Annotated in this window: 14 protein-coding genes; all 14 read right to left on the bottom strand. The window is 43.4% G+C overall.

Going from position 1 to position 12,656, the window contains the following annotated elements; genetic code table 11:
- Positions 1 to 31 precede the first annotated feature (31 nt).
- On the bottom strand, positions 32 to 769 hold the full coding sequence (rpsB, locus tag ACJA3J_RS10325) for a 30S ribosomal protein S2 (protein WP_089652388.1): 738 nt from the start codon (positions 767 to 769) through the stop codon (positions 32 to 34).
- A 146-nt stretch (positions 770 to 915) separates the two neighbouring features.
- Positions 916 to 1,404, bottom strand: coding sequence for a DUF6115 domain-containing protein (locus tag ACJA3J_RS10320; RefSeq protein ID WP_089652389.1), 489 nt, complete (start codon positions 1,402 to 1,404; stop codon positions 916 to 918).
- A 74-nt stretch (positions 1,405 to 1,478) separates the two neighbouring features.
- Entirely contained in the window at positions 1,479 to 1,721 is a 243-nt protein-coding gene (locus tag ACJA3J_RS10315) for a hypothetical protein (protein ID WP_089652390.1), read from the bottom strand.
- Between the two features lie 76 nt (positions 1,722 to 1,797).
- Positions 1,798 to 2,574, bottom strand: a complete 777-nt coding sequence (locus ACJA3J_RS10310) for a FliA/WhiG family RNA polymerase sigma factor (RefSeq protein WP_089652391.1) — start codon at positions 2,572 to 2,574, stop codon at positions 1,798 to 1,800.
- Between the two features lie 44 nt (positions 2,575 to 2,618).
- Complete coding sequence (locus ACJA3J_RS10305; protein ID WP_089652392.1) at positions 2,619 to 2,912, bottom strand: hypothetical protein; 294 nt, start codon at positions 2,910 to 2,912, stop codon at positions 2,619 to 2,621.
- Entirely contained in the window at positions 2,909 to 3,406 is a 498-nt protein-coding gene (locus tag ACJA3J_RS10300; protein ID WP_089652393.1) for a chemotaxis protein CheD, read from the bottom strand. Before ACJA3J_RS10300 ends, ACJA3J_RS10305 begins: the two co-directional genes overlap by 4 nt.
- Complete coding sequence (locus tag ACJA3J_RS10295) at positions 3,399 to 4,043, bottom strand: chemotaxis protein CheC (protein WP_115893429.1); 645 nt, start codon at positions 4,041 to 4,043, stop codon at positions 3,399 to 3,401. Before ACJA3J_RS10295 ends, ACJA3J_RS10300 begins: the two co-directional genes overlap by 8 nt.
- Positions 4,036 to 4,503, bottom strand: coding sequence for a chemotaxis protein CheW (locus ACJA3J_RS10290; protein ID WP_089652395.1), 468 nt, complete (start codon positions 4,501 to 4,503; stop codon positions 4,036 to 4,038). Before ACJA3J_RS10290 ends, ACJA3J_RS10295 begins: the two co-directional genes overlap by 8 nt.
- A gap of 18 nt (positions 4,504 to 4,521) precedes the next feature.
- Positions 4,522 to 6,522: a chemotaxis protein CheW gene (locus tag ACJA3J_RS10285; protein WP_406946200.1), complete on the bottom strand. Its 2,001-nt coding sequence runs from the start codon at positions 6,520 to 6,522 to the stop codon at positions 4,522 to 4,524.
- Between the two features lie 4 nt (positions 6,523 to 6,526).
- Positions 6,527 to 7,576, bottom strand: a complete 1,050-nt coding sequence (locus tag ACJA3J_RS10280; protein ID WP_406946199.1) for a chemotaxis response regulator protein-glutamate methylesterase — start codon at positions 7,574 to 7,576, stop codon at positions 6,527 to 6,529.
- A gap of 4 nt (positions 7,577 to 7,580) precedes the next feature.
- On the bottom strand, positions 7,581 to 8,438 hold the full coding sequence (locus ACJA3J_RS10275) for a MinD/ParA family protein (RefSeq protein WP_115893431.1): 858 nt from the start codon (positions 8,436 to 8,438) through the stop codon (positions 7,581 to 7,583).
- Positions 8,422 to 9,525 (bottom strand): flagellar biosynthesis protein FlhF, encoded by a 1,104-nt coding sequence (gene flhF, locus ACJA3J_RS10270; RefSeq protein ID WP_406946198.1) that lies wholly within the window; start codon positions 9,523 to 9,525, stop codon positions 8,422 to 8,424. The genes ACJA3J_RS10275 and flhF overlap by 17 nt, the downstream gene beginning before the upstream one ends.
- Positions 9,522 to 11,552, bottom strand: coding sequence for a flagellar biosynthesis protein FlhA (gene flhA / locus ACJA3J_RS10265; protein WP_089652400.1), 2,031 nt, complete (start codon positions 11,550 to 11,552; stop codon positions 9,522 to 9,524). Before flhA ends, flhF begins: the two co-directional genes overlap by 4 nt.
- 17 nt (positions 11,553 to 11,569) lie before the next feature.
- Entirely contained in the window at positions 11,570 to 12,655 is a 1,086-nt protein-coding gene (flhB, locus tag ACJA3J_RS10260) for a flagellar biosynthesis protein FlhB (protein WP_406946197.1), read from the bottom strand.
- Position 12,656 lies beyond the last annotated feature (1 nt).

Here is a 12,656-nt window from a genome sequence, read left to right as displayed (position 1 = left end):
GGTATACCCCCTTATCACCTTTTGACCCTTCTTACTCTTGAGCAGCTTCTACAGCAGCTTCAGTTTCTTCCGTTGTTTCTGTTTCTTCCCCTTGTTTCGCTTCAAGGACAGCGTCTGCCATCTTAGAAGTCAACAATTTAACGGCACGGATTGCATCATCGTTCGCAGGGATGACATAATCGATTTCGTCTGGGTCACAGTTTGTATCAACGATACCTACAACTGGAATATTCAATTTGTGAGCTTCAGCAATCGCGATGCGCTCTTTACGAGGATCGATAACGAACATTGCGTCCGGAATGCTCTTCATTTCTTTAATACCGCCCAGGAATTTAACAAGACGATCTTTTTCTTTAAGCATATCGACCACTTCTTTTTTAGGAAGTACATCGAAAGTACCGTCTTCTTCCATGCGCTCAATGTCTTTAAGACGGTTGATACGCTTACGGATCGTTTCAAAGTTTGTCAGGGTACCACCCAACCAACGTTGGTTGATGTAATACATGCCACAACGAGTCGCCTCGTCACGAACTGTATCCTGAGCTTGTTTTTTAGTACCTACAAAAAGAATGTTACCGCCGTCAGCAGCGACCTCTTTTACATAGTTGAATGCTTCATCAACTTTCTTGACCGTTTTTTGTAGGTCGATGATGTAGATCCCGTTACGCTCCGTGAAGATGTACTTTTTCATCTTTGGATTCCAGCGACGGGTTTGGTGTCCAAAATGAACACCAGCTTCAAGTAGCTGTTTCATAGAAATTACAGACATGATAGTTCCTCCTGTTTTGGTTTTTTTAGTATCCTCCGCCTCTTTCATCTTCTCTAGTGAACTCTAAAAAAGAGCAACCTCACTTGAGAATCCAAAGGCGTGCGTATTGACACCGTCAGTAAATATATCATAACACACGGGGCCATTCAAGTTTTTTTCGTAGGTTTTTGATGAAATTTGAATAGTAATTCGATTTCTGTCTTCCCTTTATCCAATTTTCTCGCAATTTCTTCATTACTATAACCTTTTTCTTTCAATTCAAATACCTGCGAATGAAAAGATGGCTGATAGCTTTCCTTTTCATTCAGCTCAGGCAGGGTGTAGCTGGGGGAAGCTTCTTTGTCCGCGATAACTTTCTTTTCTGAGTGACTGTTAACTTTATCATTTCTGTTTTCATTTTGAGTGTTTTGAGAATCAGAAGGGGCACTTTTTTTCCTGACGAGGCTTTCCATTCGTTTATTTTCTTCTTTGATTTCCATTAAATACGAGGTGAAAAGATCCTCAATTTCTGATGCCACTTGTTTTTGTCTAAGTTCAAGTTCTTCAGTCTTGCGTACCTTTTTCATCATGATAAACAGTGCAAACAGTAGTACACCGTCAATGATAAAGCTGAAAATCAATAAAAACACTGTCATGTCTATCCTCACCATTCATTTCTGATCCTATTTCTTCTCATTTTCCATAACTCTCACTACTGCAGAACATCATTTCACCCTGCTCTAAAAACAACATTCACATCACGGTAACCTTTACTGGTCCGTATGTGATACTTGCCGAATCCGATATCTAAAAATAATTGCTGCGTCACTTTTATGTAGGTGTTTCTTGAAGCTACACAATCGCTGTGAAGGATCGAATTCTCAATGAATAGATCTTGTCCAGCTTCCATTGAAGCCTGGTTGACAGATCCTACTCTTCCATCCTGGGCTGTTTTTATGAGAGCTTTCCCCATCCACCATACCATAAATCGTAATTTTTTCGTGAAAAACAGATAGTTTCGCTTCCTTCAGCTTCATACCCTGACCTGCCTAAACGGTTACAATTTCTTGCAGCGCACCTTTCAGCTTATAGATCGCTTTCGCATGGATTTGGGAGATCCGGGAGGTGGTCAATTCTAAAACCTGACCGATCTCTGTTAAAGTAAGCTCTTCATGATAGAAAAGACTGATGACGAGTTGCTCCTTCTCGTTTAATCGGTCGATCTCTCTCGCTAATTCTTCATAGTTTTCCTTTTTGATCACTGATTCCGATGGAGTGAATGTTCGATCATCCGGAATGGAATATCCGATCCCTTCTTTTTGATCCTCTCTTCCATCATTCGGTTTTTCTTCCATAGAAAGCACATTTGCAAAAAGAGAATCCTTGACTGTCTCCTCCACTTCTTCTGGAGATATGTTCAGAGATTCAGCAATTTCATTGGATGTTACCGGACGTTGCAATTCCTGCTCCAGCTTTTCTGTCATCTGTTCGATTTTTTTTGATCGGTCTCTTACTGATCTCGGAAGCCAGTCTTCTTTTCGTAAACCATCCATGATCGACCCTCTGATACGGAAGGATGCATACGTATCAAATTTCAGATCTCTTGTTCGATCAAATTTTTTCAGTGCATCATAAAGCCCTAACATTCCTAAACTTCTCACATCATCTTTGCTTACGCTCTTAGGTAAATGAGCGGAGATCCGCTGGACATGGTAGCTCACTAAATAGTCGTACTGCTGTACCAATTGATTTGCGGCCTCTCCATCCTGTTCATGTGTCCATAGATTCCACCACTGTTGTTCTTGAGGAGATAAACAGCTGGCCATTCCAATCCTCCCCGTCCTTTAGTTGGTTATTATTACTAAGCTCTTTACGAGTCTTCATTCAATAATTCACGCACCATTTTCGATGTTTCCTCTGCATCCATTTCCGTGGATGATGCTGTTTGAGCCGAGTCTTGACTGTTTTCTGTTGTTTCGTTAGGTGCAGTGACGAGACTCCAAAATGATCGAAACACGTAAGATAGTACAAAAAAACTAAAAAAACCTATGGTTCCTCTGTAGATCGCTGTATCAAAAGTTGTCACTTTAGCGCTGATTGTACATACGAATAGAAAACCAAAAACAGCCGCCCATAAATTCCACAGAAGTGTCCCTTTCATCAAATCACACTTTCCCCTTGATTCACTTTCCTTATATGCAGGTCCGTTGTTTCAGGATTGAATTCAATCGTGCGCCCGCATCCCCCGCCGACGTCTTCAGCCAAAATCGGTATATGAAGGGATTGAAGATTCCCTTTCACCGCTTCCACGTTTCTCGGGCCTATGCGCATCATGTCACTGGAAGAGGTGAATTGGAACATTTGTGCCCCACCTGCCAGTTTCGCTTTTAAACGGTAGGATGAAGCTCCAGCACCTTTGAGGGCTGCCATCAAATCTTCGATGGCTGTATCTGCGTATTTCGCCCTTTTCAGCCCCTGCTTTTTCGCAAGGGAAGACTCAGGCAGCATAATATGAGCCATCCCCGCCAATTTTTTCACTTCGTCATAAAGGACGATACCAACACAAGACCCAAGCCCTGATGTACGGATCAAATCTGGAGAATGAACAATTCCCATATCTCCGATACCAATTCTTACAATCTGTCCTTCCTTAATCATCTTCACGCACTCCTAAGGAAGAAAAAATCTTCTGATAGGAGGAAGGATCGGGAAAAAGGAAGAAATGACCTTCCAGGAATTCACCTTCCCCTCCTTCTCCATCCGTTAGAGAAGTCTTGATGACAATGGCTGCATCACTCACTTGGGAGAGTTCAATTAACCCCATACTTAAAATAGCCCCCACCATATCTTGAGAAATCGATGGAACCGTTGATTGAATATCCAATTCTGTGAAATCGCAAAGCGCGGTAAGGTATGCACCTGATAGGATATTCCCTAATTCCTGGAGAGCAGACAAAGCCATTTCAGAATCCCCATCAAAACCCACGGAGGCGTTGGTCATAAGCTCTACAAAGTGACGGGCTTGGAAAGGAGCCATGATAAAGAACATGGTGCCCGGAGCCTCCCCTTCCATCCTTTGGAAAATGCTGACCACTTCTTTATCTGCTCCACCAGCAAGATCCATCACTTGATCAAAGTCCACCACTTCCACCCCTGGGACATGCATCTCTATTTTCTTATGAAGCAGTTTGGACAGAGATGTAGCCGCATGACCTGAGCCTATATTACCGATTTCTTTCAAGACGTCCAATTGAATCGGACCAAATCGTTCAGTGAAATTCTTTGAATTAGACATAAAGCTCATTCAACTCATGAACGTCATCTTTGGCAAGAACTTTTTCTAAATTCAACAAAATGAACAGCCGCTGATCCATTTTGGATACCCCTTGGATATACGCCACCTCAACCGTGCCTACCACTTCTGGCGGAGGCTCGATGCTTTCTTCATCAAGATCCAAAACATCGTTTGCCGCATCCACGATCAAACCGACATTCATATCATGTATTTTCACGGTGATGATCCTTGTCGCATCAGTATCGTTTACTTCTTCGATCCCGAACCTCTCTCTCAAGTCGATGACTGGTGTAACAACCCCCCTGAGGTTCAATACCCCTTTTACAAATGATTTTGTGCCTGGGACACGGGTGATTGGCATCATCCGCTCGATGGAACCCACCAGATCAACCGGTACGGTGTATTCCTCATCATTGATTTGAAATACGATCACTTTCAGTTTTTTGTTTTCTTCTGTCACTTTCTGTTCCCTCCTTTGTTACTTGATTAAAGCATTGCTATCCAGGATTAATGCCACTTGTCCGTCTCCTAGAATGGTCGCTCCTGAAATGGCGAAAGCGCCAGATAAGTAATCACCAAGAGACTTCAAGACGACTTCTTGCTGTCCAATGAAAGAATTGACGACGAGAGCGGCCATCTTTTCTCCTTTTCTAACGATAACCACGGAATAGTAGTCCTCTTCTTCCAATTCTTCCGGTACATCCAGTACATCTTTTAAAAAGAGGAGAGGAACGACTTTTCCTCGGAAGTCGATGACTTTTTTGTTATGGGCGTGCATGATCTCTTCTTTTTTCACAATGGCCGTTTCAATAATCGATGAAAGAGGAACAGCATATTTTTCTTTTTGCACTTCTACAAGCATGACGGAAATGATTGAAAGGGTGAGGGGCAACTGGATAGAGAATACACTCCCCTCATCCGGCACTGAATCAACAGAAATATTACCGCCAAGAGACTCAATCGTGCTTTTCACAACATCAAGCCCTACTCCTCTACCGGACACATCAGAAATCGTGTCAGCAGTGGAAAAACCGCTTTCCATGATTAAATCGTACACTTGAGAGTCTGTCATTGTCGCTGCCTGTTCTTCTGTGACCACATGATTGCTTACCGCTTTTCGGACGACTTTGTCCCGTGCTATGCCGCCGCCATCATCAGAGATTTCAATGAAAACATGATTTCCACTATGATAAGCTTTCAGTTCTAGCTTTCCTGTGGCAGACTTGCCTTTGGCTTCTCTTTCTCCCGGACCCTCAATACCGTGATCGATCGCGTTCCGAATGAGGTGGACGAGTGGATCACCAATTTCATCGATGACGGTCCGATCCAGTTCTGTTTCTGCCCCGACCACACTCAAATCGATTTTCTTATTCAAATCCTTAGAGAGCTGGCGGACCATTCTAGGAAATCGATTAAACACTTGCTCGACCGGGACCATACGCATGTTCAGGATAATGCTTTGCAAGTCCCCGGAAATCCTTGTCATTCTTTCGACCGTTTCACGCAGTTCGATGTGCTTCAGATCATCAGATATTTGTTCAAGGCGTCCCCGGTCAATGACAAGCTCCTCAAACAAATTCATAAGAGCATCCAGTCGATCAATGTTGATGCGAATCGTTTTGTTCCCTACCTGCTTTCCATCTTTCTCTTCTTTTTGAGCAGTCGGCTTTTCTTGTGCCGCCATTACTTTTTGTGAGGGCTTCGATTCATCTTTCGTTTCTTCAGAAATTTGATAGACAGTAACATAAACATTTTCAATTTCGGATACTTTTTTAATTTTACTCTCTATGTCCTCTGCTGCATCTTCTGTAACAAGTAAAACGTGAAAGGTGGTTTCAAATTCTTCGTTTTCCAATGCTTCTACAGAAGGGGAAGACTTGATGACATCTCCTGCTTGCTCCAATATTTCAAAGACCATATAGACACGTGCGGCCTTTAAAAGACAATCCCCCCTTAATGCCACTTCAATCTGGTAATTGTTTTTTCCTAGTTCACTAGATTGTTCCAAGGCTGCTTTTGTATATTCATCAATCGAAAGCGTGGGGATGGTTTCATCCTGCTGTGGTGCGACTGCCACCGAAGCGACGGCTGAACCTCCGCTCCCGTTTTCAATATTCTTTAAAAGCTCGACGACCCTCTCGACATTTCTTTCTCCTGATCCGCCTTCTGAAATATCGATGACCATCGCTTCCAAATCATCGACAGAATCAAAAACGACATCCAAAATGCCTTCGTCCACCGTCACTTTCTCATTCCGGACCGCATCGAGGACATTTTCCATTTTGTGTGTCAAATTAGAAAGGTCTTGGTAACCCATCGTTGCCGACATGCCTTTTAATGTATGAGCAGACCTGAAGATTTCATTGACAATGGAAAGGTCCTGAGGGTTCTTTTCCAAATGTAACAGTTGGTCGTTGATGGATTGCAAGTGCTCTTTACTTTCATCAATAAAAACTTCCAAGTACTGATTGGTTTCCATAGGACTACCTCCTTTTATTTTGAAGAGATTCTACAATACTGCGACTAATTTCATTTAATTTCTGGACATCATCGGCAAGACCTGATTTCACAATCGCTTTTGGCATGCCGTACACGACGCAGGTGCTTTCATCTTCTGCGATTGTGCAAACCGCTCTTCCTTGTTCCTTCATGGCGAGGATGCCTTCTAAACCATCAGCCCCCATCCCTGTCATGATGACAGCGGTGGTGGAGATCCCTGGCAGTTTTGCAATGGAAGAAAACATCACATTCACCGAAGGTCTATGACCATTCAGAGGTCTGGATTCATTTAAATGAATGACGAGGCGCTGGTTATGCTTTACAACTTCCATGTGGTAGCCACCGGGTGCGATATAGGCAACACCGTTATGTATTTCCTCCCTATGTTCGGCTTCCTTCACTGAAATTTCAGACAGTCGATTGAGACGAGAAGCCAAGGATTTCGTAAATCCTTTCGGCATATGTTGAACAACTAAGATCGGTGCAGGAACGCTTCCGGGAAGAGATGTCAAAACTTCCTGCAAAGCTCTTGGTCCCCCGGTGGAGGTGCCGATGGCAATGACATGGCCTTCCTCTTTCATATCGTCAGGGACACGAACTTTTTCACTAGAGCTTTCGGATGGTGGATTCACCTTGGCCTCCCCTGCAATAAGAACCTTGCGGACGACACCTTTGTCTACCTTTTCCATATCAAGAGAAATGGACCCGGATGGCTTTTGTATGAAGTCCACTGCTCCAAGACTCATGGCTTTCATCGTGCTTTCCGCCCCCTCTTGCGTCAAACTGGACACCATCACTACAGGAAGGGGGGAACTTTCCATGATCTTTTTTAATGCTTCTAATCCGTCCATCACCGGCATTTCAATATCCATCGTTACGACATCAGGACATAAGACATCCAACTTTTTCAGACAATCTTTACCGTTCCTCGCCGTCCCAACTACATGAATCCGGTGGTCTTTTTTTAAAATATCCGTCAAAACACGCCTCATGAAGGCGGAATCATCGACGATTAATACCCTAATCTGCTTCATCTCTCTACCTCTCAAAAACAAATCTCTTTAATTTATCTACGAACGAAAGAGGGGACTCATGAGAGTGGCTTTCGTTCAAATAATCACGCACCAACTCCTCAAGGGATCGGCTTACTTTGCTTTTAGGCCTGTCGATCACAAATGGCCGCTGTTTATTGACCGCTTCAAGTACAGACCTGTCATCAGGTAAAACACCTAACAAAGCCACTTCCGCTTCTAAGAATCTCTCGACCACAAGGGATAGTCGATCGAAAGTATTCCTGCCATTTTTCTCGTTAAGCGAACGGTTCACAAGGATTTTTATCGGCAGACTTTTGTCTTTATGTACAAGATGCTTAATCATCGCGTAACCGTCCGTTAACGAAGTGGGTTCAGGAGTAGTAACAACGATCGCCTCATGGGCCGAGCTGATAAAATGCAGGCTGTCCTGAGTTGCTCCAGCTCCCATGTCGAAGAGGATATAGTCGAAAGACTTGGTCAGCTCTTCGAATTCGCTTTGAAAATAGGCGAATTTTGTTTGATCAAGTTCAAAAATGTGAGAGAGCCCCGAACCGCCAGCAATATAAGATAAGGATTCTGGTCCTAGTTCGATAATATCACGAATCGACATTTCTTCCCGAAACAAGTCGACAAATGTACGTCTTGGTGATTTCCCCATCAAAATATCTATGTTACCCATGCCGATATCCAGATCAAAGATCAAAACCTTCTTGTCATTTCTCATGAGCTGCAACGCAAAGTTGATGCAAAAATTCGACTTCCCCACACCGCCTTTCCCGCTAGCAATGGCAATGGTTTTAGCTTGTTTTTCTCCTTCCATTTCTTGTATTCGCCTTCGAAGGACTTCAGCTTGATCTTTCATTTGCAAACCCCTCCATAATCTCTCTTGCAAGACCCATGGCCGAGGCTGTCTTAATGTCATCCGGTACATTTTGACCATCTGTCAAATAAGCGACTCCTACATCATGAGTAAGGACCATGTTTACGGCATTGCCCTTCCGTGCGGTTTCATCCGCTTTCGTGAAAATCAACTGATGGATAGGAATATCGTTGAATTGTTCGAGGATCTCGCTCATGTCGGCGAATTTACTCGTCAATCCTAAGACAAGGAAATTATCCGATTCCTCGTCAAAATCGATCATCTTCTGAAGTTCATGGATGAAGGATGAATCTCTGAAGTTTCTTCCTGCCGTATCGACAAGGACGAGGTCAAAATCCTGATAACGTTCTTTTGCCTTCTTATAGTCCTCCATGCTATAAGCAACTTCTAGTGGAATATCCAAAATTTTTGCATATGTCTTCAACTGATCGATGGCAGCAATGCGATAAGTATCTGTTGTAATGAAAGCTACCTTTAGTTGGTGGTTTAAAGCTGCATCCGCTGCAAGTTTCGCTAAAGTCGTTGTCTTCCCAACACCCGTCGGTCCAACTAAATGGATGAACTTCTTATTATAAGCAGGCTTTCCAAACTTCTTTTGCTTCATAGATTCATACAGTTCCAGTCTCAGGAGATTTTCAACCTCGGCTAAATCGTCAAGGCTGGCTCCCTTTTCTAATAGACGTTCAATCATATTTCCCGCCACATCTTTAGAGATTTCCTGTCCTAAAAGGAACTGATAGGCCATTTCTAGCTTTTCAGGATAGGCTTCTTTACGATTTTGAATTAAAGACCTTAGATTTTTCAATTCTTCCATGATTTCAAGGTTCGGGTTGAAAGGCGACACCGGTTCTTCATTTCTCTCGACCGGCTTTGTCTCATGCTTCGTTTGGTGCTCATCAGACGGATCAATGGCAGCAATGACTTCTGTAATATCTTTTTTGAACAGGCCTAAAAACCCACCCGACTTCTTCACTTTGGAATTTAGGATCACTGCATCTGTCCCCAATTCGGTTCTCACTTTTTTCATGGCTTCCGGCATTGTCGCAGCTTGAAATTTTTTTACTCTCACGCTACATTCACCACCCCTACACTCTGGACTTCTACCGTTGGTTCTAATTCGTTATAAGATAAAACAACGACTTGTGGTAAGAAACGATCAAGAAGTTGCTTCACATACATCCGTACCGCTGGTGAGCATAGAAGAATGGCTGTTTCTTCCTGTAAGGACATTTGTTCCACCTGTTCCGCAATCGCTGTAATAATGGTTTGCTGACTCTCAGGATCAAGGGCTAGATAACTTCCATGCTCTGTCTGCTGAATATGATCGGCAATGATCTTTTCCACTTTTCCAGAAACGGTAATGACTTTCACTAATTGATCGTCTTTTTTATACTGGTTCGTAATTTGCGCAGATAAAGATTGTCTCGCATATTCAGCTAACAGCTCTGTATCATTGGTCATTTTGGCAAAATCAGCGAGCGTTTCAAAAATGACAGGCAAGTTTTTCACAGAGACATTTTCTCGTAATAATTTCGCCAGGACTTTTTGTACATCTCCGACACGAAGCGGTTCTGGCGTTACTTCTTCAACGAGTATCGGATAGGATTCTTTCAAATGATCGATCAACTGCTGTGTTTCCTGTCTTCCGAGCAGCGCATGAGCCTGCTGTTTAATGACTTCAGTAATATGTGTCGATACGACAGATGGCGGATCCACAACCGTATAACCAGATAATTCCGCTTCATCTTTCTGGTCTTCTGTAATCCATTTTGCCGGAAGACCAAACGCAGGCTCCTGGGTATCAATGCCATCGATGCCATCATCATCTCCTGGACTCATCGCTAAGTAATGGTCCAATAAAAGCTCACCTTGAGCTACTTCGTTCCCTTTCACTTTCAGGCGGTACTCATTCGGATTCAGCTGAATATTATCTCTGATCCTTACTACCGGGATGACTATTCCTAGTTCGATTGCCAACTGTCTTCGTATCATGACGATCCGGTCAAGGAGATCCCCTCCCTGGTTCGTATCCGCAATCGGGATCAAGGCATATCCGAATTCAAACTCAATCGGATCCATGCTGATCAAGTTCACAACGCTTTCTGGTGATTTCATTTGATCGCTCTCCGATTCATCCATCTCTTCAGGCTCTTCGAATTCCGGCTCTTTTTCCTGTCGGGATAACCAATACCCCCCAAAAGCGAGAACAGCAGCAATCAAAGTTGTCAGGAAGATTGGAATCGGTGTCAAACCAAGAAGGAAGATGGTTACAGCAGCAATGTAAAGCAACTTCGGATACCGAAGCAGCTGACTCGTGACATCTGTACTCAAATTACCTTCAGAGGCCACCCTCGTTACAACAATACCCGTCGCTGTCGAGATGAGAAGGGCAGGAATTTGACTGACGAGACCGTCCCCTACCGTGAGACGCATGTATGTATCAATCGCTTCACTGAAAGACATCCCCATCTGCACCATACCGATGATCAGCCCGAAGATGATGTTGATCAAAACGATGATGATTCCAGCGATGGCATCCCCTTTAACGAATTTACTCGCCCCGTCCATCGCTCCATAGAAGTCGGCTTCATTTTCAATTTTTTCCCTGCGTTCTTTTGCCTGGTGTTCGTTGATCATTCCTGCATTAAGGTCTGCATCGATACTCATCTGTTTTCCCGGCATCGCGTCCAATGTGAATCGAGCCGCAACCTCAGATACCCTTTCGGCACCTTTCGTGATGACGAGAAATTGGATGATGACCAAAATGACAAAAACAACAAACCCGACTAGTGGGTTACCACCAATGACGAACGTTCCAAATGTCGCAATGACTCCACCCGCTTCTGCTTCTGAGAGAATGGAACGAGTGGTTGAAACATTCAATCCCAGGCGGAATAAAGTTAGTAATAATAACAAAGTTGGGAAGACGGCAAACTGCAGAGCTTCATCCATGTTCATAGACACAAGGATGACAATCAGGGCTAAGGTAATATTGATTAGGATAAAAAAGCTAAGGAGCCAACCCGGCAATGGTATGACAAGCATGACGATAATTAAGATCACGCCGATAAGTACAGATAAATCTCTTGCTGACATAAGGGTTTACTCCTTTCTTACATTTTTCTTTCTAATTGATAGACATAAGCCAGCACTTCAGCAACAGCTTTATAAAACTGTTCATTAATCGGCTGGTCAATTTCTGAATGCTGGTACAAAGCTCTCGCCAACGGTCTATTTTCCACGGTGACCACGTCATTCGATTTCGCCACTTCTTTGATTTTTAGAGCGATAAAATCTACGCCCATCGCGACAACATATGGAGCATCTGACTTCGCTTCATCATACTTGATGGCGATCGCATAGTGAGTGGGATTGGTAATGACAACATCGGCATCCGGCACCTCACTCATCATCCTCGCAGCAGACATCTGCCGCTGCTTTTCCTTGATTTTAGCTTTGATTTGAGAATCACCTTCAATGTTCTTATGCTCATCCTTGATGTCTTTTTTGGACATGCGGATATTTTTTTCATGGTCGTATTTCTGATAGGTATAATCAAGGACGGATAAGATCAACAAGGCTAAGGCAGATGCCAGTCCCATGATAGTCGTAATCGTTCCGAAAAATGCCAGTGCGTCTTCCACCGATTTTTGTGACATCATCATCATTTGATCTTTGTTAACCCAAATGATGGCAAAGGTGATGACGCCGACCATACTGATTTTCAAGAGCGATTTCAGGAGCTCGACCAATGCCCTTGCTGAAAAAATCCTTTTCGCACCTTTGATGGGATCCAATTTTTTTAAATCCATTTTCAAGGGTTCTCCTGTAAACATGATCCCCACCTGAAGTAGATTCGAAGCAATCCCAGCAACGAGCGCTACACCCATAATCGGCGCGATGATTTTTGATATTTCCACGGTCATTTCTACAAACATGGCATGGGTCTGTTCTTGAGAAAGATCTTTATGTATGTACTCATTAAAGGCCACTTTGTACATGCCTTTCAGTGTCCCTTCCATATAACCACCGAGTAGGAAAAGCGTTCCGAATATAAGGAGCAGCAAAAAGCCCGTATTCACATCCTGACTTTTCGGGACCTGCCCTTTTTTTCTCGTATCTTCACGCTTCTTTGGTGTCGCTTTCTCTGTCTTTTCATCCGCAGCAAAATACTGGAGATCAAGCTTTAACCAAACCATT

It is taken from the genome of Halobacillus sp. SY10 (genome assembly GCF_045401165.1).
GTDB classification, from domain to species: domain Bacteria; phylum Bacillota; class Bacilli; order Bacillales; family Halobacillaceae; genus Halobacillus; species Halobacillus aidingensis.
The sequence above is the reverse complement of the archived record's forward strand: the minus strand, read 5'-3'. Positions and strand labels throughout refer to the sequence as shown.